Below are 20586 nucleotides of genomic sequence, written 5' to 3'. Positions count from 1 at the left end.
GGGCGCTACTCCTCGTGATGGTGGCCGCAGCAGCACTCGTGGCCGTCGTCATGGCCGTGGCCGCCGCAGCACTCGTGGTCCTCGCCATGGTGGTGGCCACAACCGCACTCGTGGTCGTCGCCATGCTCGCCGCAACCACAGCCTTCCTCGTGAGCACCATGCTCCTCGGGACGATACTGCGACCAGTCCAGACCGGCGGCAATGGCGTCGGCCTCCTCCTTATAGAGGACATTGATGGCCTGGGTACCCAGCTTGGCACCACCGATGGCGTCGAGCATGTCATAGAGCGTAAAGGCCACGTCGGCGCCGGGCAGCGCAAGCTCGCGGTCGTCGGCATAGGCGAGCGCCAAGCGAAGGTCCTTGATGAAGTGCTCCACCATAAAACCGGGCTTGTAGTCGCCGTCGAGCGCCTTGGGCGCCAGGCTCTCCATGGCACCGGACTTGCCGGTGCCGCCCAGGATCATCTGACGGGTCTTCTCCATATCAAGGCCGCTCAGCTCGGCAAACGCCAGCGCATCGGCCATGCCGACCATGCAGGCGCCCAGCGACACCTGGTTGGCGAGCTTGGCAGCCTGGCCCTTGCCGGCGCCATCGAAGCAGCAGATGGTTGCCGCAAAGGTGGAAAGGATATCGCGGACCGGGGCAATGTCGTTCTCGGTAGCGCCCACGATAGCCGTAAGCGTGCCGGCGATAGCACCCGACTCGCCGCCGGTGACGGGGCAGTCAAACGCCATGCGGCCGGAAACCTGGGCGGCCTCGGCAATGTCGCGCGCCAGCTCGGGCGAGCTCGTGGTGAGGTCGATTAGGACCGCACCGGGCTTAGTGCACGCGAGCAGACCGTCGCCCGCCAGGTAGAGCTCCTCGACCTCGGAGGGATAGCCCACCATGGTAAAGACGACGTCGGCATTCGCCGCGGCATCTGCCGGCGTATCGGCCCAGACGGCACCGCGCTCAACAAGCGCTGCAGCCTTGGACTTGGTGCGGTTGTTGACCGTGACGGGATAGCCAGCGTCCAGAATGTGGCCGGCGATAGGGGCACCCATGATTCCGGTGCCGATAAATGCGACAGAGAGCTTGTTTGCCATGAAACCTTTCCTTTTGGCTTGGGTGTTATTACCAGGTTGAATACTCGTTGCCAGCGTTTGAGCTGTGAGTCGAGGGCGATTACGGACGCAGCGCTTGCCTACTGGCCGCGCACGCGGCGGGCGATGCGGTCGGAAAGCGACGCCTTGTCGGTGCGGTTCTTGCCCCAAAACGCGCAGGCCACCATGCCGGGGCCCACGTGCGAGCCGATGGTGGGGCCCACGGAGCTGCGAATGATCGTGACGTCGGCGCAGCCCTCCTCCTTGCGGATGGCGGCTTCGAGCCAGTCACCGTCCTTTTCGGCATCGGCCGTCATGATGGCGATGGGCATGGTGCGATCGGGCACGTAGTTCTCGCGGAACGACTTGAGGATGGACTTGAGCGCCTTCTTGCGGCCGCGGTTGACGCCGATCAGCGACAGCGAGCCGGCAAGGTCGTAGGAGAGCTCGGGCTTGACGTCGAGCTTTGCCGTGAGCTGCGCCGCCGCGGGCGGAATGCGGCCGCCGGCAGCCAGCGCATCGAAGCTCTCGAGCGTAAAGTAGCCGTGCACGTAGGTCTTGGCCTCGTTTGCCCAATCGACCAGCTGCTTGGCAGTCAGTCCCGCCGAACGCTGGCGCACGGCCTCAAGCGCCAGGAGCTCGCCGGTCGCGCAGGGCAGAGCGTTGTCGACCACGTAGAGCTCAAAGTTGGGATACTCGGCGCGCACGGCATCTGCCGCCTGGCACGCGGAGTTGTAGCTCGACGACAGCGCCGAGGTAAAGCACAGGTAAACCGTGGGCGTGCCCTCTTTGGCGCACTCGGTAAAGAACTCGATATAGCGACCGAGCGACACAGCCGAGGTGGACACGCGGGCACCGGCGCGCATGCGGTCGTAGAACTCCTTAGGGCTCATGCTCGACCAGATGTCGTCCGTGCGCTCCTCGCCATCGATAATGAAAGGGAAGCCCAAGATATCGACATCGAGGTTCGCGGCGACCTCGGGGTTAAAGTCGCAGCAGGTATCGACGACGATACGGCAACGGTCCGAATGACCGGCGGATGCGGCCTTGTCCATCAAAGCGACTCCTTACGTAAAAAAGGCGGCCACCCGCATGGGATGGCCGCCAACCGTTAACTCATGCAAGTTAACGTATTTTACTCGTCAAGTGTTTCGATGCGGGGCTTGATGATGCCATATCCACCATTCTTACGGTGATACACCACATTGATGAGGCCAGTCGTCGCGTTCTCGAACACGTAGAAGTCGTGGCCGAGCAGATCGGTCTGCACCAGCGCCTGCTCCTCAGTCATCGGGGTGACATCGATGACCTTCTCGCGGACGAGCAGGTCGTCGTCCTCCTCGGGCAGCAGCAGGTCGGCCAGATCCTCGACGCGCTCGACCGGTGCGACATCCGCGGCGCTGGCACCGCCCTGGCGGTTGTCCACAACCTTGGTCTTGAACTTGCGCAGCTGGCGGGTGACCTTATCGGCGGAGAGATCGATGGCGGCATACATATCTGCGCCGTGCTCGGCGACGCGAATCACAGAGCCGCGGGCACGAACCGTGACCTCGACGATTGCCGGGTTGGGGTTCGAGGGGTTCTTCTCATAACGAAGCACGACGTCGACTGTCATGGGCTCGATATCGAAAACCTTGAGCGCCTCGCCGATCTTCTCGTCCACATGCGCACGCAGAGCATCGGTTACCGTCGTCTTGCGTCCAGAAACCTTGATATCCATACGTGGCTCCAATCTGCCTCGGGGACTTACTGTACTGGCTATGTACCCATTGCCGTGCATTTAATCACCCGAATTCCCAAAGGCCCGAATAACGACTGCTTGATACCGCATACCGAAGTCTCGCACTTTTCCGCGGCAAAGTGCGCTATATGAGGGCGTCGGCGGAGTTGGTTTTTCTCCTGGAAATTGCCCTTGAGCTGCTGGTTTTATCAAAATTGAAAAGCCGGGCTCCCCTATGGGGGAGACCCGGCCATGCGTGTTGAAACCGTGAAGAAGCGCCTTGTTCAATGTATGGCAGGCGCCACCCCTACCAATAACTAGCTATTGAGCTTGTTGATGTCATCGTCGGTGATGGCGCCCTCCTGGCTAGACGAGGGGCTGTCGCCGTTGTTATCGGAGGTGTCGCCATCGGAGGACTCGGTCTCGTTGGACGTGGATTCGGATGCCTGCACATTGGCCCCCGAAACAGTCTTGGCGGTAAGGTCATAGGGCATTTGGCCGTACCAGACGCAGTGGACCGCCTCGAGCGTGCCGTCGACCGTGATGTCGTCGAGGGCATCGCCCACGGCACGGCACAGCTCATCGTTAGAGCTAAGGCCTGCGACGCCAAGCGTGGAGGGCGTCTCGAGCGTGCCGACACAGGAGATCTGGCTCATCAGGCGCGCGAGGTAACCACCGGCCGTGGAATCACAGATCACGTAATCGACCTCGCCCGACTCGAGTGCCTCGAAGCACTCGTTGATGTTGGAGAAGGTCTTTTGGTTGGCCGTGATGCCCTGCTTGGCGAGCGCTTCCTGCGAGGCCGAGAAGGTCTGAACGCCCAGGGTAGCGGTGTTAAGGGTTTCGGTGGAAACGCTCGGCGACTCGCCGTCACTGCTCTTGCCGAATACGGCGGGGGCGTCGTACAGACAGGTGCCAAGCGAGCTGATATCGCCGTCCGTAGAGCTGACGTCGCCAATGAAGATATCGGCCTTTTTATCGCTGAGCGCGGAATCGGCCGAGGATGCATCGACAAAAGCGACCTTGAGACCCATGCGGCATGCGAGGGCACGAGCGGCATCGACCGCATAGCCCGTGAGGTTTCCGTCGGCATCCTGCATGGCTTGCGGGGCATCGGAAGTATCGAGGGCGACCGTCAGGGTTCCCGGCGTGACCAGGGCATCGTCCGATACCGTGGGGGTAACGGTCTCGCGCTCGATCTGGTCGATCGTGGGCGTCGTGAACGTGGACAGTGGATTGAACGCGCATCCACTCAGGCCCAAAACGGCAATGACCGCCGCGGTCCCAGCACCCAACCGAGCTGCATGCATCAAGCTGCCCCTCACCATGTCCGCTACCCTGCCTTCTGTGTCGTATACGATCCGTGCCCTGCACGGAATATCGGGTTGTTCCCACCAGCTGACCTGGTATTTGACCCCACACTTGCGCACCGGGGCGTTTGCTCGGGAGGCCGCAGCCACCTTCACGACTGGCCCGCTCGCCCGCGAGGCGGTATTGCCCCAAAGAAAGTAGAACGGACGGTGCGGCTTACATCTAGGACGCGCCATGATCGCGCCGCGCGCACGCGGTCGCTTACGTGGATCCCTTTGACCGCGTCTGTCTTGGACTTGGATGGGCGCATTGCCCGTCCGCAACCACAGCCTGGCGGGAACGTAGCGCATTATAGCTAAGTTCAAGCTAAAGTTTAAGGTTAGGTCGTCATTCGCACCGCGAGTACAGATTTCGCAGGTCGAGGCGGGCAGCACACGGCGCTCTTTATCGGGATGGAAGTCCCTCCAACTGATGTGACCCATATGCCGGCGCTCGGCGCGCATCATGCGTAGCGCCGAGGCGCCGGTAAGGATCACAGAGGCTGCCAGTTGCTCGCCTGCCGGCTCGACGCGCCGCGCAATCTTCACTGCCACAAAACCGCCCCTACCAAACGCGTGCGATAGCGAGGCCATCGACGGCTTTGGCGCCGGCGCGCTTAAGCTCCGCCGAGGCCGCTGCCATTGTTGCGCCCGTGGTAATGACATCGTCGATGAGCAGCAGACGACAGCCACATACATCCTCGACCGTCTCGTACATGTCCCGGGCATGTTCCCGGCGCTCGGCGCGACCGAGTTCGCGCTGGTCGCCATGACCGTATTTGACCAAGGCGTCCAGCAATGGCACGCCCGAAAGATCGCAAAACGAGCGCGCGATTGCTTCCATGTGATCAAAACCACGCCGCCGAAACGCCGCCGCAGTCGCGGGCACAAATACCACCGCGTCGGCACCGGACAGCACGCCGCCGTAACGGTCGGGGGCTGCTGCCTGGGCATGCAAGGCGGTGTCGTAGAGCAGCTCTGCCAGATACGGTGCCAGACGGCGCTCGCCCGCATCCTTGTATGCCTTGATGATGCGCGGCAACGGATGTGCATAGACAGCGCACGCCAGGCAGCGATCGAGGGCCTTAGCCACCGCCGAAGACGCACCCTCGACCGAGCACTCGGTACACAGCAGGTCTCCAAACGGAGCGCCGCACCTCGTGCAGCTGTGGCGCGGATCGACAAGCGTGAGCGACGCCAGGCACTCCCGACAAATAAGCGCACCGGCACGCTCGCAACCGGCGCATCGCGTGGGCGAAAGAACCTCGAGTGCCTCATGCGCCGCGCGCTCGGCAAACGGTAGCAATTCATCCGCAAACGGCAAGATGCCGGCACTCCGCAAGCGGCTCAAACCATTCAGATAGTTATTTATGACAAAACCCTCCCTACGCTTGGGCGAAGGGAGGGTTGTCGATTCAGTGCCATGATACCCCGTTGCACTTGGGGTCAGACAAGTCGAATCCGCTTGAGGGCGCTATTCGCCGGCAGGCGGTTGCGGTGCGGACGAGGTGTGGGTCGAGCCTTCGCCACCATCCTGGCGCGGCTTGCGGGAACGGCGACGGCGGCGGCGCTTCTGACTCTGGTCGGCCGAACCCTCGCCACTGCGATCCTCACGCGGTTCGCGCTCGTCGCGAGCACCGCCGCGCGAAGCCTTGGCGGCAGCTCCTCCGCCATCGCCGGGGCGACGGCGCGTGACCTTGACTTCACCATCCGAAACCTGATCGGCCACAGAAGGAACCGAGGGTTTCTGCTGCGTGCCCGAGGAATGGCGACGGCGCGGACGCGGCGCGCGCTCCTCCTCGCCACGTGGCCTGCCAGCCTTGTCGGCAGGCGCGTCGGAGGCCGAGGCACCCTTGGGAGCGGCACCGGCCTCGCGAGCGGCTGCGGCGCGGAAGGCGTCCTCGCGCTCCTCGCTCGACAGGTGGCGGCGACGACGGCGCGTGGGGTTCATGCCGCCGCCGCGGTTTTGCTGCTGGGGCTGCTGAGCCTCGCGCTCGCGAGAGGCGTTCTTGCCCGCGGTCTCGCCGTTGTCGACGGACGCCGCGCGCTTGCGGCGACGACGGCCGCCGGCCGCCTCCTCGGCCTCGGAAGCCTCGGCCTTGCCGCGGCCCTTTCCGCGGCCACGACCCTCGCCCTGGCCCTGACCGGCACAAGCATCGGATTCGGCATCGCGACGACGGCGCTTGGGCATCGACGTGCCGGCCAGACGGTCGGCACTCGACAGGCCATCGCCCACGTCGACGCCGTTCTCGCGATCGAGTTCCATGAGCGCCAGGCGCATCTCGGGCGACTCGATGCGCTCGAGCACATCGCGCGTCACGCAGTCGGGGCGGCAGCTGCAGCCCTGCTCGGCGGCCTTCTTTTTGCAGCCCTCCGAGCACGTCATATCGGCCAAGTTGACCTTAAAGACTTTACCGTTCTCCAGGCGCAGCACCAGCTGCTCACGCGGCGTGTCATATTCCTGGATACGCGCCTTGCCGAGCGGCGTATCGATGAGCGTCTTCTTTTTGGGCGCACGGCTCTTAAAGTCCTTGTACGCCTCGAACTCATAGCGCAGGCAGCACATCAGGCGGCCGCACACGCCGCTGATCTTAGACGAATTGAGCGGCAGGTCCTGCTCTTTTGCCATGCGAATCGAGACGGGCTCAAACTGTCCGCCAAAGCGCGTGCAGCAGAGCTCCTGTCCGCATTGGGCATAGCCGCCCACCAAGCGAGTCTCGTCACGCACGCCAATCTGGCGCATGTCAACGCGAATGTGCAGCGTCGAGGACAGGTCCTTGACGAGCTGACGAAAATCGACGCGCTCCTCGGCCGCAAAGTAGAACACGGCTTTCTCGCCGCCAAACAGGTATTCGACACCCACCGGCTTCATCTCGAGGTCGAGATCTTTGACCAGACGGCGGAAATCGACCATGGCCTCATCGCCCTGGATGGCCAGGTCGTCGGCAAGCTGCAGGTCGATATCGCTCGCCACACGCAGCACGGGCTTGAGCGGCTGACCGATCTCATCTTGCGGCACCTCGAAGGGATCGGCCGTGACCAGGCCGATCTCGGTTCCGCGCTCGGTGGAGCAAATGGCATAATCGGCCTCGAGGATATCCAGATCCTGCGGGTCAAACCACAGGTCGCGCGAGGCGTAGGTAAACTTAACGGGTACGACTAACGGCATTTCAGTGCCTTCCTGATATCGAACAGCATGACCTCGATGGCCAGCTGGGGAGTAACGTTTCTGGCAATGTTGCGCTCGGCGGTCGCGACCGCCTCGAGCGCCCGGGTGGCACCCGCAACATTCGTCGCGGCGGCAAGCCGCCCGATCGTGTCGCGCACGTCCTCGTTCACAATGTCTGCCGCCTCATCCTGAAGCGTCAGCAGCACGTCGCGCATGAGCGTCCGCGCGCTCGCCAGCGCTTCCATGATACCCGAACGCTCGCGCGCGTTGAGTTCGCGCTTGTTGCGGTCCTCAAGCTGCTTCAATGCTCCACGCGACAGATAATCGGCGTTTTGCTCGAGCACCTTTTCCTGCGTGGACTTGACCTCGGCAAGCGGAGCCTTAACGGCGACGATGAGCGACTTGGCGCGGCTGAGCACATCGGCCTCGTCGGCGGCGATGAGCGAATCGATGGCGCGGATCATCTGGCGGCGAGCATCCTGGCGCTCGGCGCTCTTAAGGAACTCGATGCCGCGCGTGGGGCTCCCCGCCACGGCGACCGCCATGCGACAGCGTGCGAGATCCTGGCCCGTCGCGCGGCTCACGGCCTTCGTGGCCACGGCGGGCGACACCAGCCGAAACGGCACGCACTGGCAGCGGCTCACGATGGTGGGCAACATCACGTCTGCCGAGGTGCCCAGCAAGATAAACATAACGCCCTCGGGCGGCTCCTCGAGCGTCTTGAGCAGTGCGTTGGCGGTGTTGGCGCGCAGCTGCTCGGCACGGTCGATGATGTAGACCTTGGCCTTGGCACGGATGGGCGCCAGCGGCACGTCGTCGAGCAGCTCGCGGGTCTGGGCGATGAGGTAGCCCGTGGCGCTCTCGGGCGTGTAATAGTGCACGTCGGGGTGCGTATGGCGGGCGACACGCACACAGCTATCGCATGAGCCGCAGCCGTCCTGCTCGCACAGGAAGGCTTGGGCGAGCGCCCAGGCGGCATCGAGCTTGCCGGCACCGGGAGCGCCCAAAAACAGGTAGGCGTGCGATGCGCGGCCGCTGGCGACGGCGTTGGTCAAAAAATCGCGTACGCGCTCTTGGGTGTCGAGCTTGGCCAGCAGGCTTGTCTGAGCGGGGGCCATGTTACTCGGCCTCCTGGGCAAGCGTGGCGGTGACGGCGTCCTGGGAAATGTCGAGACCGTACGCGCGAACCTGCTCGACCGTCTGCGCGAAGACGTCCTCGATGGAAGCGGTGGCGTCGATGAGCTTCACGCGATCTGGTTCCTCGGCGGCAATGGCACTAAATCCCTGGTAAACGCGCTCCTGGAACGCCATGCCCTTGGCCTCCATGCGGTCGACCGCACCACGGGCGGACATGCGCAGCGCCGCCTGCTCGGGCGTGATGTGATAGACGAGCGTGAGCGCCGGGTGCGTCCCCGCGACAGCAAGGTTGTTGGCGTCGCGTACCATCTGGCGATCGAGACCGTCGGCAAACGCCTGGTAGCAGGTCGTGGAATCATAGAAGCGGTCACACAGGACCACCTTGCCGGCCGCAAGGGCGGGAGCTATGACCTCGTGCACCAGCTGGGCGCGTGCGGCCTCGTAGAGCAGCAGCTCGCAGGTATCCCCCATCGCCGTATTGGCGGGGTCGAGCAGCAGGGCACGGATCTTTTCACTAATGGCGGTACCACCCGGCTCACGCAGGGTCACGACCTGGTAGCCAGCGAGCTCGAGCGCACGGGCCAGCAGGCGCGCCTGCGTGGACTTACCGGCACCATCGACGCCCTCGAGCGTGATAAAGCTATGTTGAGCGGGCTCAAAAGCCATGGGCGCAGTCCCTTCCTACAAGGCGCGTAAATGCAGATATATCAACCAAATCATGATACCCCAGGGGCAGGCGCACCCCAAATCCAACCTAGTCATTGGGGACGTTCTTAATTGACTGGTCGTTTAAGAACGTCCCCAATGACTAAAGGTGCCTTTCCAAAGTTGCGGTGAAATAGGGACTGACTGAAGCTCTAAGACCGCCAAACAGCCCCTATTTCACCGCAACTTATGATGGGGAATTTTGGACGCTGGGTATAATCGTCGTATTGAAATGTGGCGAAAGGAGTGGCAATGTCTCGGTATTGCGCCTCGTGCGGCAAGCTTCTTGCAGATGATGCCAAGTTCTGCACCTCGTGCGGTGCGCCCGTTGAACAGATAGCCGCGGGCAATGGCCAACCCGCGTTTGAGCAGACCGGGCCCCTTGATACGCCGCAAGCCAAGGCGGACGATCCCCTCGCTTATCGCCCCGACCCCGCCGCAAGCCCCGCGGCCGTCGAGACCACGCAGTGCATACCCGTCACGAGCGGCTCGCCCCAACAGCAGCCGGCTCCCGCATACGCGCCTGCTTCGCCACAGACCCCCGCTCCCAAAAAGAGCGGCACCGGGGCGCTTGTCGCCGTTATCGTTGCGCTGGTGGCAATCATCATCGCCCTGGTCATCTTCTTTGTGATCAAACCGTTCGACAACTCCGCCACGCAGACGACTGCCGAGGTTACCAAGCTGCACCACGATGTTGACGATGATGACCTCAAGCCCCTCGGCGACCCCAATAGCCTTTACGACGATGACGATGACGACGAGGACGAGGCTGGCGGCGAAGCAACCCTCTCCGAGCAGAACCTCTACCGTCGCCTGAGCGAATACTACGACCTGCTCGCGGACCTCGATAGCCAGGTCCGCGCCTGCGCGCAGGCCTTCAATGGTAGCTATCTGGAAGAAGATCGCACCACCCGTCAAAATCTCGCCGACGTCGCCGAGCGCACGGAGGAGACCATCGAGCAGTATTACGATATCGTCGAGGACCTGAACGTCCCCATGAGCTCCAAGAACTACAACTCCTGGAAAGACATCATTGCCCTGTATGACGACCTTGATCACCGCATCGACGCGATCTGCGATGCCTGGGAGATCAGCCTAAAGTACGCAAAGCCCTCGGACCATAAGGACGAAATCGTGGCGCCGCTGGCACGCGACAACGAGCCGGGAACCAGCAGCAACAAGTATCGCTTGGACTTTGAGGACCGCTATCCCAGCGCCAAACCCGTCGAGGTGAACTAGCGTTTTGTCGTTCCCGAGCTGGCAGTTAGGGACGTTCCTAAACTGCCGGTAGAAAAGGAACGTCCCTAACTGCCGAACAAAAAACGGGCGAGGATCATGGGACCCTCGCCCGTTTTTGTTTTGGGCAATGTTTCGGCTGCGCCGCTACTTGCTGGCGGCCGCCTTCTTTGTGGTCGTCTTTTTCGCGGCAGCCTTCTTGGCAGTCGTCTTTTTCGCCGTGGTCTTCTTCGCCGTACTCGCCTTGGTCGTCGTCTTGCGGCCGCGGGCGGGCTTCTTCTCCTTGGTCGGGCAGTCCATGTTGACGCAGATACGCCACGGACCGCGCGCCGTGTTGACCACCACGATGGGAGCGCCGCACTCGGGGCAGGTCTCACCCGTCGCCTCGAGCTTACCACGCGCCGGCAGCGGATAGCTCACGCCGCAATCGTCATAGTTGGTGCAGCGGATAAAGCGCTTGCCGCTCTTCTCGCTCTTGTGCGCAATCAGATCGCCATGGCGTCCGGCCTCGGCGCACACCTTGCACTCGCCCACCTTAAGGTCGGGCTCGTAATTGGTGGGACACGTGGGGTTCACGCAGATCTCGAAAGCCTTCTGGCGGAACGGCTGGCACTTAATGCGCGGTGCGCCGCATTCGGGACACACGGCCGCCTCGCCCTCGAGCGGGCTCACCTTGACGCCGCTCGGCACCGGATAGGTCACGTCGCAGTCGGGCCAGCCCATGCAGCCGATAAAGCTGCCGCGGGTCTTGGCGCTCGTCTTCATAACCAGATCCTTGCCGCACTTGGGGCAGGCGCCCACGCGCGCATCGGCCGTGACGGCATCGCTGATGGCGTCGCCCAGCTCCTGCGTATGCTTGAGCAGCTCATCGAGCACGCCGGCCAGCAGCGCGCGCGAGTGCGTCACGACATGCTCTTCGGTATCTTCGCCGCGCTCCACGCGGGTCATGTCGCCGTCGAGCTCACTGGTCATATCGGGGCTCGTGATGCGCGGGGCAAACTGCGACAGTGCATCGATGATGGCGATACCCAGCTGACTCGGCTCCACGGGATCGTTTTTGAGGTAGCGCACGGCGTACAGGCGCTCGATGATGCTCGCGCGCGTGGACTTGGTGCCCAGGCCGCGCTTTTCCATCTCCTGCACGAGCTTGCCCTGGCTGTAGCGTGCGGGCGGCTCGGTCTGCTTGGCCTCGAGCTTAATGTCGAATACGTCGACCGTGTCGCCCTGCTCCAGCGGCGGCATCTGCTCGTCGCGCTTGAGTCCGTACGGGTATGCCTCGCGGAAACCCGGGGTCACGAGCACATCGCCCGAAGCCACGAACGGCTCGCCGTTCACGTCGAGCTCGAGCTTGGTGTTCTCGATGGTGGCGGGGCCCATAAGCGTCGCCAGGAAGCGACGAGTGATGAGGTCGTAGAGCTTGCGCTGGCCACCGTCGAGCGTGGACGGATCGCCCTCGCCCGTGGGGTAGATAGGCGGGTGGTCGGTGGTCTCGACCTTGCCGCGCGTGGGCTTCATGGGACCGGCGAGCACCTTTTTGCATACGGGCGCCAGCGCCGGGTTGATCTTTGCCAGATCGCTCACCACGGCGCCCAGATCGAGCGTCGCGGGGTACACGGTGTTGTCGACACGCGGATAGCTGATAAGACCCGCCATGTAGAGGGACTCGGCGATGCGCATGGTGCGTGCGGGCGAGATGCCCTCGGCCGCAGCGGCAGCCTGCAGCGAGGTGGTCGCAAACGGCGTGGGCGGCTGCTGCTTGCGCGAGCGCTTGGTCACCGCGGCAACGGTTGCCGTCGCAACGCCGTCGACATGGCCGTACGCCATCTCGGCAGCATCCTTGTCGGTAAAACGCGCCGTCTTGTGCGCGATCTTAAAGCGGTCGTCCTCGGCAGCAGCCTGCGCGGCAGCCATGCCGCGGATCTGCCAGTAGTCCTCGGGCACAAACGCCATGCGCTCGCGCTCGCGCTCGACCACCAAGGCGAGCGTCGGGGTCTGCACGCGGCCGGCAGAACGCACGTTGCCAAAGCCGCCAAACTTGGCGAGCGTCAGGTAGCGCGTGAGCACCGCACCCCAAATGAGGTCGATGTGCTGACGACTCTCGCCGGCATCGGCCAGGTTCTGGTCGAGCGAGACGAGGTTATCAAAGGCCTGCGTGATCTCGGCCTTGGTAAACGAAGAATACTGGGCGCGGGCAACCGGCAAGTCGGGCGCAACCTCGCGCACCTTGTTGAGGGCGTCCGAACCAATCAGCTCGCCCTCGCGATCGAAGTCCGTGGCGATGATGACGCTGTCGGACTTCTTGGCAAGGTTCTTGAGCGAGCGAATGAGTTCTTTCTCGGCCGGCAGTTTGATAACGGGCGCCCAGGTAAGGTAGGGCAGGCTCTCGAGCTTCCAGCCTTTGATGGAGATACCGTCGGCAAGGAACGGTTTGCGCTTGGTGTCATAGGGCGGACGCGCCAGGCCATCGGGTATGTCGGCCGGCAGCATCTCGCCGTCCTCGGTGACCGAGTACCAACCCAGCTTTTTATCGAACAGCACGCTGTCGCAAAAATCGGGCGCAAGGATGTGACCGGCAAGGCCGATTGTCACGCACTCCTCGCCCTTCCACTCAAAACGGTAGATGGCGGTGTTGTACACCTTGTCCTTTTTGGGCTTGCCCGTGGAAAGACGCTCGGCAATCTGACGCGCGGCGTCGTTTTTCTCGGCGATGATGAGCTTCAAAAGAGGCTCCTATCTCGTGTGTCTGCGGCTGCGCCCGCACGTACGACGGCCGACTTACGCCCTTGTTTGTTCGATCTGCCCGATGAGCCAATCGCACCAGGCATCCATGCCCTCGCCCTTGCGTGCGCTCACGGCAAACCGCGGCGCCTGCGGATTGAGGTCATCGAGTGTCTTAGTATACCTATCCATGTCAAAATCGAAAGCCGGGGCCACATCGACCTTGTTGAGCAGCTGTGCGCCAGCGTGCTGGAAGATGCCCGGGTACTTAATGGGCTTGTCGTCGCCCTCGGGCACCGAGAGAATCATGATGGACAGGTTCTCGCCCAGGTCAAAGTCGACCGGACAGACCAGATTGCCAACGTTTTCGATAAAGATAACATCGATGTCTTGAAGGCCCACTGCCTGGTCGAACGCGTCAACGGCCTTCATGATCATGTTGCCCTCGAGGTGGCACAGACCGCCCGTGTTGATCTGAATGGCGGGCATGCCGGCTTCCTTCATGGTGATGGCGTCGACATCCGAGGCGATATCGCCCTCGATGACGGCACAGCGCAGGCCGGCTTTGTCGCGCAGGCGCTCGTTGGTGCCCAGAATCGTGGTGGTCTTACCAGAGCCGGGACTCGACAGCACATTGATCACATAGGTGCCTGTCTCTTTGAATCGCTGACGCAGCTGATCTGCCAGGCGCTCATTGCGCGACAGAATTGGCGATGCGATATCAATAGTTTTCTCGGCCATACTCGGCACTCCTTACTTCTACCATTTATACCCCGTCCCCAAATGGCAGGCTGGTTAATTGTCGGGGGTTTCAATCTCGATGCTGGCGATGTCGAGCTCGCGGCCATGCAGCAGGCGCACGTTGGTGCCGCCACACTGAGGACAGCGGCAATGGAAGCGGTCGTGCTCAAAGACCTCGCGGCAGTCCAGGCACTCGCTTTGTGGATGGACTTCCTCCACGGCAAGCTCGCAGCCGCGCGTGAGCATGTCCTCGTCGCGAAACGTCTCCCACGCAAAGTCGAGCGCCTCACGCACAACTTCGGTCATATCCCCAATGCGCAGCGTTACCAAAACAGCGCGCGAGGCCCCCGCCCCACGCGCCGCGCGAATCACTGTATCGAGTATGCCGTTGACAATGCCAACCTCGTGCATACGGATTTACTCCTCGTCGTCGTCCTCGTCGTCGTTCGAGAACAGATCCAGACGGCTCACAAACAAGCCCTCCTTGCCATCGCGCGCGGTAATGACCACGCGGGCGATGGCGAGCGAAATCTCGTAGAGCGAGAGCAGGGCGCCATACATGAGACCCAGTGTAACGGGCGAGCCGTCGGGCGTAATCACAGCCGAGCCCGCAAGCAGGCCAACGTATACGTAACGCCAGGCACCGCGGAAGGCCGCATAGGACACGATATGGAAGACAGACAGGTAGAAGATGATGAGCGGCAGCTCAAACGCCACACCAAAGCCGATCATAAAGAGCAGCTCCATGTTGACGTAGTTCTCCAGATCGGGCAGCGCCGTAGCGACGGCCGAGGTTTCGCCGATGAGCCACTCAAAGCCCGCAGGGATGATGATGAAGTAGCAAAAGATTGCGCCCAGGAAGAACAGCACCGTCGAGGCGAGCACCGTGGGCACAACCCACTTGCGCTCGTTGGGGCGAAGCGCCGGCAGGAAAAACGCCAGAATCTGCCAAATGATCATAGGCGTGCACATGACAACGGCCATCTTGAGGGCCAGCGAAAAGCGCAGACCAAAGCCGCCGAGCGTGGTGGTGATGTAGAACTTGCCGTCCGGCACAAAGGAGCGGATGGGGTCTTCCAGGATGTCAAGCACCACGGGCGTGGCGAAATACAGCACGATGGCGGCGGCAAAGACTGACACGACCACGATGGTCAGGCGACGACGGAGCTCACCCAGATGATCGAAGAGCGGCATGCGCGCAGGTCCGATAGGCATTACTCATCGCCTCCCTTCGGGGCATGAGCGGCAGCGGCGTCGTCCTCGGCCTCGAGCTCGCGAGCGAGCTGGTCGACGACGGCCTTGCGCTTTCGGGGACGACGGGCGTAGAGGTCAGCCGTCGTGGGCTCTGCCGGCTCGGGCTCCGGCTCCGGCTCTGCAGCAGGCTCGGGCTCGACGGCGGCAGCGGCAGACTCGGGGCCCTCAGCCTCACCAGCAGCACCTTCGTCCTCGGCAGCACCCTCACTCGCGGCCTTCTCGGCGGCAAGGCGGGCACGGCGCTCGGCAAAGGTCTCCTTCTTTGCGGGCGCGGCCGTCTCGACGGCATCCTCGTCCGCATCGGAATCGTCATCGACGGCAGCCTTCTTGGGCTTGACCGGAGCCGAAGCGGCCTCGCTTACCGGATCGATAATCTCGGACTGAACAACAGCCGTCATCTTTTCCTGCGTCTCGCGGAACTGACGGATGGCACGGCCGATCGTGCGGCCCATCTGCGGGAGCTTATCCGGGCCAAACAGCAAAAAGCCGAAGACCACGATGATCGCGAGCTCACCCTCTCCAATACCAAACACACATACCTCCAAGGCTCGATGTGAGTCGAGCCCGCACCGCGCCATTCGGCCGGAACTCGTCTATTCATTCGGTCAAGTATAGCGCCCGGACGTCAAAACATCCGAGCGCATCACAAACATATACCAAACGGCACGCCCTTTTTGGGGCAGGGCTTATGCCGCCGTAATTGAAATCTCCTGGTCGACACCCAGCAACTGAACCACGCGCATCACCGGGGGCTGCACGTTGACGCAGCCAAACCGCTTGTCGTGATCGGCTGCGTGGTGTGCGGCGCCCACAAGTACGCCAATACCTGTCGAGTCGATATAGCTCACCTGGGCAAAGTCGAGCTCAACGGCCTCGGTGGGCTGCTCGAGCGCCAAGTCGATGGCGTTACGCAAGCTATCGGCGTTAGAGATATCAATCTCACCGGTCACCCTGATGGTGTAGAGCTCCGGCGTGGGGTTGGTGGAAATACCCAAATCCATGTATACGCTCCTTTGCGTATCGAGAGTGCGGATGGTACTGGACGCGGATTTGCGGGGCCCTACGCGTTAGGCGCGCTCGGCACGAGCAAGCTCGGCAGCGACGAGCTTGACGGCCAGCACCAGCACGTCGAGTGCGGCCTCCAGGTCCTCGACCGTGGGATAACTCGGCGCGATGCGGATGTTGGTGTCGCGCGGATCCTTGCCATAAGGCCAGGTGGCACCTGCCGGCGTGAGCTTGACACCCAGGTCGGCGCAAAGCGCGGCGACCTTTTGGGCCGAGCCCTCGGGGCCATCAAAGCTCACAAAGTAGCCGCCGCGGGGATGCGTCCAAGTAGCGCAACCCGTATCGCCCAGGCCCTCAGTGAGCTTGCGCTCGACGGCCTCAAAGCGCGGACGCAAGAACTCGGCATGCTTTTTCATGTGCTCCTTGACCGCCTCGATGGTGGGAAGGAAGCGCACGTGGCGTAGCTGGTTGAGCTTGTCGGCGCTGATAAGACCGGCCTTCAGGCGCTTGGAGAACTCCGCGATGACCGCGGGACTCGCACCGATAAAGCCGATGCCCGCGCCCGGGAAGGTGATCTTGGACGTCGAGGCGAATGCCACCACGCGGTCCTCGGTACCCGCCGCGCGGGCAAGATCGAAGATGTTGGCGAGCTCGTCGGTCTCGTCGTACAGGTCGTGCACGCAGTAGGCGTTGTCCCAAAAGATGCGAAAATCGGGCGCGGCCGTGGGCATCTCGACCAAGCGGCGCACGGTGTCCTCACTAAAGGTGATGCCCGTGGGGTTGGAATACTTGGGCACGCACCAGATGCCCTTGATGGAGTCGTCGGCGGCAACCAGGCGCTCTACCTCGTCCATGTCGGGGCCGCTGCCGGTCATCGCGACGGGGACGTTCTCGATACCCAGGTCGGCGGTGATGCCAAAATGACGGTCGTAGCCAGGAACCGGGCACAGGAACTTGACCTTCTTACCGTCGTGCGCGGCCTCATAAGCCTCCCAAGGCTCGCTGCCGCACGAGCCGCAGCGCCAGAACATACCGGCGATATCGTGCTCGATCAAAAGGCTCGACGAACCCAGTACGAGCGTCTGATCGGCGGGGCAACCCAGGAACTCCCCCGCCAGCTTGCGTGCCGAGGGGATGCCCTCAAAGCAGCCGTAGTTGGAGCAGTCGACGTTACCGTCGTGCAGATCGGCGTCGGCATTGAGGATATCGAGCATGGGGCGCGAGATGTCCACCTGGGAGGGCGACGGCTTGCCGCGCGCCATGTCGAGCGCCAGGCCCTTGGCCTTGACCTCGGCAACCTCGGCTTTGAGAGCCTCGATGGCGGCATCGAGTTCGGTGGTTTCCATCTTCTGGTAGATCGTCTGCATGGGTGCGACCTTTCGCAAAGCGGGACGTTGCAGTTTGTCTAAGTATAGACCGCTACCGCCGCAACGGTATGAAGCCGTGATAGATTAAGTCCATCGCAATGAATTACGATATCCACCGTATGACCCGTATAGCCGCATGGCACATCCAAGGAGGCAGTATGGAATACGGCTCTTTTCAAGCCGAGGAGTTCGGAGACCTGCAGCGTCTGGTCGACGGCTTGTTTTATGACCGTAAGGCCCTTGACCGCCTGGATCTAATCGTTCAGGCGGAGATCTTGGACCTGGCGCCCGATCTCATGGAAATCGTGAATCTTTTGCCGCCCGGCCACTACGACCGCCAATCGCTTTGCGACCAGCTTAACTCGGCCCTTGCCGCCCACGGCTGGGGCGCCGTCTACGGCACCGTGGAATAAAAATGGCAAATAAATGAAACGCCGTTTGTGACAGTGCTCACAAACGGCGTTTTTTCACACGAGGGCATCCGGGGCATGTCCGGCCCCGGTTTTCGCGCTCCTACTCGTCCTTGGGCGAAGGGTGCTTGCAGACCACGCTCATGTAGATCATGCCCAGCACGGCCGCGGTAACAGAACCGGCAAGAATGGCGGCCTTGGCGGCCAGAACCTCGAACTGGGCCGTCGGGAAGGCGAGGCCGCTGATGAGGATCGACATGGTAAAGCCGATGCCACCCAAAATGCCCACGCCGGCGATCATATGCCAGTTAACGTTATGAGGCAGCTCGCAAGCCTTAAGCTTGACCAGGGCAAACGTTACGCCAAAGATACCGATCGGCTTACCCAGCAGCATGCCAAAGTACACGCCGAGGGTCACCGGGTCGGTAAGCAGCACGCTCATGTCCACGCCCACCAGGCGAACCTGCGCGTTGACAAACGCAAAGATCGGCAGGATCACAAAGTTGACCGGCGTGGAGATCAGGCGCTCCATGCGGATGAGCGGCGGGGTCACACGGTGCATGACACGCTCGACCTTGGTAGTCGAAAGGGTAAAGTCGTGCTGGCCCAGGATGTGCGCCTCGTCGTCGTAACGGTCGTCGAGCAACGGCAGGTACTCGCCTAGCCAATCGGTAAGGCTATCGAGCTTAACACCGCACTTGGCCGGGATGGTGAAGGCCAGGATGACACCGGCAAGCGTGGCGTGCACGCCGCTCTTAAACATGCAAAACCACAGCAGCAGACCAAGCACCGAGTACGGGGCAAGGCGATAATGCTGAGTTTTGTTGAGCCACACAAGTGCGCAGGTCACAACTGCAGCGGCACCCAGCCAAAACGGACTAGGGCTCTGGCCGTAGAAAATGGCAATGGCGGCGATGGAGATGAGGTCGTCGGCGATGGCGAGCGTCGAGAAGAACACGCGCACGCCGTTGGGCACGCGATTGCCCAAAAGCGACAGCACGCCCAGCGCAAAGGCAATATCGGTTGCCATGGGGATGGCCCAACCGTTGCGGGCGCCGGCATGGTTAAAGATCAGGTAGATGCAGGCGGGAACGACGACGCCGCCCACGGCTGCCAGCATGGGAAGCATGGCCTGACGCGGATTCTTGAGCTCGCCGACCGTCATCTCGTACTTAAGCTCAATGCCCACCAACAAAAAGAAGATCGCCATGAGAAAGTCGTTGACGAAAAGCTCGACGGTGAGGCCAGCCGTAAGGTTGCCCAGACCCACATACAGCGGGGTCTCCAAAAAGTGATGGATAGCCTCGTAGACATCGGTGTTGGCGCAGATAACGGCGGCGATGGCGGCGATGACCATGACGGCGGCGGAAATCGTGCCGTTCTCGGCGATGCGCTCCCAGATGTCATGACGTTCAAAGCGCTTGCGCTCACGAACGTTGAACAGCTGCTCAGTTGCTGCCATGGGCGGCTCCTTTCACGGGAAAGCTCCCGTCTTAAAAAAGCACGGCCCGCCCAAGTGGCGGCACCGCGCTCCAACGTATTACGCTTGCATCTAGCCTACCCTGCACGACAAGCACGCAGGCGTGGCCGAAAAGCGGAACCACAGGTTGAACATTATTTGCCCAACGGTACGGGCGCCCCTGTCCAATAGAGGACACGGTCCCGCGCACAAAAAACGACCGGAGCGCGGGGCGTCCGCGGTCCGGTCGTAGCAGGTTACAAAACCTAGCAGGCGGCCATGATGGGGGCAGCGACCTGCTTCTTACGGGAGAGGACGCCCGGCATCCAGACGCCGTCGTGCTCGTCGGCAATGCCCAGGCCCTTCTGAGCGGCCTCGGTCTCGCCCTCGAGCAGGACCTGCGAGCCCTCCTCCATGATGTCGGTGATGCACAGGACGATGCCGTCGGCACCCTTCTCGGCGGCGTAGGCGCGCATGGCCTCGCGGATCTCGTCGATCATGCCGAGAGCACGGCTCTTGTCGACGGTCTCGTACTGGCCGATGAGCAGCTTCTTGCCGGCGGGCTCGAACATCTTGATGTCGTTGCCGACCATCTCGGCTGCGGTGAAGGAGCCGGACGGACGGGTGAGGAAGACCTCCATGCCAAACTTGACCGGGTCGACACCCACCTGCTCGCCGAGCTTGGCGGCGACGGCGCGGTCGACATCGGTGGTGGTGGGGCTCTTGAGCATGAGCGTGTCGGTCATCATGGCCGAGAGCAGCAGCTTGGCCTGAACGTCGGAAAGCTCAACGCCGAGCACGCCGGCGAGCTTAGTGACGATGGTGCAGCTGGAACCCCAGGGCAGGCAGATGTAGTGCAGCGGGCCGGCGCTCTCAAAGTCGCCGATGCGGTGATGGTCAACGACGCCAAAGACCGTGGCGTCCTTAAGGCCGGCGACGGACTGGGCGGACTCGTTATGGTCGGTGAGAACGACAAGCTGGCCGGCCTCGACGGACTCAATCACGCGGGGCTCGGCAATGCCGGCGTCTGCGAGCAGCTTGGCGGACTCTGCCGGAAGCTGACCAAGAGCGCAGACCTCATAGGTGTTGCCGGCATACTCAACCTGGTTGAGCAGCTGAGACAGAACGACGGCGCTCATGATGGCGTCGTTATCGGGGTTCTGGTGACCAAAGACAAGAACGTTTGCCATGGGTATCCTCCACTTGGTATGTGTACTTAGACGTAGCTATGTTA

At 62.3% G+C, this 20586-nt stretch carries 19 protein-coding genes; 2 read left to right on the top strand and 17 right to left on the bottom strand.

All coding sequences use genetic code 11. The annotated features are described in order from the left end of the window. Positions 1–5 precede the first annotated feature (5 nt). The 8 genes from ACTQXO_RS02145 to tmk form a co-directional block, all read right to left on the bottom strand. Entirely contained in the window at positions 6–1085 is a 1080-nt protein-coding gene (locus ACTQXO_RS02145) for an NAD(P)-binding domain-containing protein (protein ID WP_427718955.1), read from the bottom strand. A gap of 98 nt (positions 1086–1183) precedes the next feature. Then, entirely contained in the window at positions 1184–2137 is a 954-nt protein-coding gene (locus ACTQXO_RS02140) for a DegV family protein (RefSeq protein WP_427718953.1), read from the bottom strand. Between the two features lie 80 nt (positions 2138–2217). Then, positions 2218–2802, bottom strand: coding sequence for a ribosome hibernation-promoting factor, HPF/YfiA family (hpf, locus tag ACTQXO_RS02135; RefSeq protein ID WP_055285508.1), 585 nt, complete (start codon positions 2800–2802; stop codon positions 2218–2220). Between the two features lie 317 nt (positions 2803–3119). Beyond that, a complete protein-coding gene (locus tag ACTQXO_RS02130; protein ID WP_441545413.1) occupies positions 3120–4112 on the bottom strand; it encodes a substrate-binding periplasmic protein in 993 nt (330 codons plus the stop codon). A gap of 604 nt (positions 4113–4716) precedes the next feature. Then, a complete protein-coding gene (locus ACTQXO_RS02125) occupies positions 4717–5475 on the bottom strand; it encodes a ComF family protein (protein WP_441545398.1) in 759 nt (252 codons plus the stop codon). Positions 5476–5625: 150 nt separating this feature from the next. Continuing rightward, positions 5626–7320 carry a PSP1 domain-containing protein gene (locus tag ACTQXO_RS02120; RefSeq protein WP_427718946.1) on the bottom strand — a complete coding sequence of 565 codons (1695 nt, stop codon included), beginning with the start codon at positions 7318–7320 and terminating at the stop codon, positions 5626–5628. Continuing rightward, the gene (locus ACTQXO_RS02115; RefSeq protein WP_441048701.1) at positions 7311–8438 is read right to left on the bottom strand and encodes a DNA polymerase III subunit; all 1128 of its coding nucleotides are present in this window, start codon (positions 8436–8438) and stop codon (positions 7311–7313) included. Before ACTQXO_RS02115 ends, ACTQXO_RS02120 begins: the two co-directional genes overlap by 10 nt. Position 8439: 1 nt before the next feature. After that, positions 8440–9123: a dTMP kinase gene (gene tmk / locus ACTQXO_RS02110; RefSeq protein WP_427747986.1), complete on the bottom strand. Its 684-nt coding sequence runs from the start codon at positions 9121–9123 to the stop codon at positions 8440–8442. A 291-nt stretch (positions 9124–9414) separates the two neighbouring features. Here tmk and ACTQXO_RS02105 point away from each other — a divergent pair, with 291 nt between their 5' ends. Beyond that, positions 9415–10401 (top strand): zinc-ribbon domain-containing protein, encoded by a 987-nt coding sequence (locus ACTQXO_RS02105; protein ID WP_441545397.1) that lies wholly within the window; start codon positions 9415–9417, stop codon positions 10399–10401. Positions 10402–10545: 144 nt separating this feature from the next. Here the strand turns inward: ACTQXO_RS02105 and ACTQXO_RS02100 are convergent, their stop codons facing one another. From ACTQXO_RS02100 to ACTQXO_RS02070, 7 genes are all read right to left on the bottom strand, one after another. Continuing rightward, positions 10546–13119 (bottom strand): DNA topoisomerase I, encoded by a 2574-nt coding sequence (locus ACTQXO_RS02100; RefSeq protein WP_441545396.1) that lies wholly within the window; start codon positions 13117–13119, stop codon positions 10546–10548. A 54-nt stretch (positions 13120–13173) separates the two neighbouring features. After that, positions 13174–13857, bottom strand: a complete 684-nt coding sequence (hypB, locus tag ACTQXO_RS02095; protein WP_441545395.1) for a hydrogenase nickel incorporation protein HypB — start codon at positions 13855–13857, stop codon at positions 13174–13176. 54 nt (positions 13858–13911) lie between these two features. After that, positions 13912–14268, bottom strand: coding sequence for a hydrogenase maturation nickel metallochaperone HypA (gene hypA, locus ACTQXO_RS02090; protein WP_152068469.1), 357 nt, complete (start codon positions 14266–14268; stop codon positions 13912–13914). A gap of 6 nt (positions 14269–14274) precedes the next feature. Next, positions 14275–15072: a twin-arginine translocase subunit TatC gene (gene tatC / locus ACTQXO_RS02085; RefSeq protein ID WP_427718932.1), complete on the bottom strand. Its 798-nt coding sequence runs from the start codon at positions 15070–15072 to the stop codon at positions 14275–14277. Next, positions 15072–15644, bottom strand: a complete 573-nt coding sequence (locus tag ACTQXO_RS02080; RefSeq protein ID WP_427718929.1) for a twin-arginine translocase TatA/TatE family subunit — start codon at positions 15642–15644, stop codon at positions 15072–15074. The genes tatC and ACTQXO_RS02080 overlap by 1 nt, the downstream gene beginning before the upstream one ends. 153 nt (positions 15645–15797) lie before the next feature. Continuing rightward, positions 15798–16112, bottom strand: a complete 315-nt coding sequence (locus ACTQXO_RS02075; protein WP_154515032.1) for an STAS domain-containing protein — start codon at positions 16110–16112, stop codon at positions 15798–15800. A 66-nt stretch (positions 16113–16178) separates the two neighbouring features. Further along, entirely contained in the window at positions 16179–17483 is a 1305-nt protein-coding gene (locus tag ACTQXO_RS02070) for an aminotransferase class I/II-fold pyridoxal phosphate-dependent enzyme (protein WP_427718927.1), read from the bottom strand. A gap of 158 nt (positions 17484–17641) precedes the next feature. Here ACTQXO_RS02070 and ACTQXO_RS02065 point away from each other — a divergent pair, with 158 nt between their 5' ends. Continuing rightward, a complete protein-coding gene (locus tag ACTQXO_RS02065) occupies positions 17642–17896 on the top strand; it encodes a hypothetical protein (RefSeq protein WP_441545394.1) in 255 nt (84 codons plus the stop codon). Between the two features lie 100 nt (positions 17897–17996). Here ACTQXO_RS02065 and nhaA read toward each other — a convergent pair whose 3' ends face one another. Further along, positions 17997–19355, bottom strand: a complete 1359-nt coding sequence (gene nhaA, locus ACTQXO_RS02060) for a Na+/H+ antiporter NhaA (protein WP_154515038.1) — start codon at positions 19353–19355, stop codon at positions 17997–17999. Positions 19356–19618: 263 nt separating this feature from the next. After that, entirely contained in the window at positions 19619–20542 is a 924-nt protein-coding gene (locus ACTQXO_RS02055) for a manganese-dependent inorganic pyrophosphatase (RefSeq protein WP_427748089.1), read from the bottom strand. Positions 20543–20586 lie beyond the last annotated feature (44 nt).

Source organism: Collinsella sp. LCP19S3_D5, from assembly GCF_052121415.1.
In the GTDB taxonomy this organism is placed as follows: Bacteria; Actinomycetota; Coriobacteriia; order Coriobacteriales; family Coriobacteriaceae; genus Collinsella.
This window is presented reverse-complemented; position numbering and strand designations above follow the sequence as displayed.

Coding starts and splice junctions, on each gene's coding strand:
- ACTQXO_RS02145 (WP_427718955.1), bottom strand. CDS start 1,085: ATGGCAAACAAGCTCTCTGTCGCATTTATCGGCACCGGAATCATGGGT.
- ACTQXO_RS02140 (WP_427718953.1), bottom strand. CDS start 2,137: ATGGACAAGGCCGCATCCGCCGGTCATTCGGACCGTTGCCGTATCGTC.
- hpf (WP_055285508.1), bottom strand. CDS start 2,802: ATGGATATCAAGGTTTCTGGACGCAAGACGACGGTAACCGATGCTCTG.
- ACTQXO_RS02130 (WP_441545413.1), bottom strand. CDS start 4,112: ATGCATGCAGCTCGGTTGGGTGCTGGGACCGCGGCGGTCATTGCCGTT.
- ACTQXO_RS02120 (WP_427718946.1), bottom strand. CDS start 7,320: ATGCCGTTAGTCGTACCCGTTAAGTTTACCTACGCCTCGCGCGACCTG.
- ACTQXO_RS02115 (WP_441048701.1), bottom strand. CDS start 8,438: ATGGCCCCCGCTCAGACAAGCCTGCTGGCCAAGCTCGACACCCAAGAG.
- tmk (WP_427747986.1), bottom strand. CDS start 9,123: ATGGCTTTTGAGCCCGCTCAACATAGCTTTATCACGCTCGAGGGCGTC.
- ACTQXO_RS02105 (WP_441545397.1), top strand. CDS start 9,415: ATGTCTCGGTATTGCGCCTCGTGCGGCAAGCTTCTTGCAGATGATGCC.
- hypB (WP_441545395.1), bottom strand. CDS start 13,857: ATGGCCGAGAAAACTATTGATATCGCATCGCCAATTCTGTCGCGCAAT.
- hypA (WP_152068469.1), bottom strand. CDS start 14,268: ATGCACGAGGTTGGCATTGTCAACGGCATACTCGATACAGTGATTCGC.
- tatC (WP_427718932.1), bottom strand. CDS start 15,072: ATGCCTATCGGACCTGCGCGCATGCCGCTCTTCGATCATCTGGGTGAG.
- ACTQXO_RS02075 (WP_154515032.1), bottom strand. CDS start 16,112: ATGGATTTGGGTATTTCCACCAACCCCACGCCGGAGCTCTACACCATC.
- ACTQXO_RS02070 (WP_427718927.1), bottom strand. CDS start 17,483: ATGCAGACGATCTACCAGAAGATGGAAACCACCGAACTCGATGCCGCC.
- ACTQXO_RS02065 (WP_441545394.1), top strand. CDS start 17,642: ATGGAATACGGCTCTTTTCAAGCCGAGGAGTTCGGAGACCTGCAGCGT.
- nhaA (WP_154515038.1), bottom strand. CDS start 19,355: ATGGCAGCAACTGAGCAGCTGTTCAACGTTCGTGAGCGCAAGCGCTTT.
- ACTQXO_RS02055 (WP_427748089.1), bottom strand. CDS start 20,542: ATGGCAAACGTTCTTGTCTTTGGTCACCAGAACCCCGATAACGACGCC.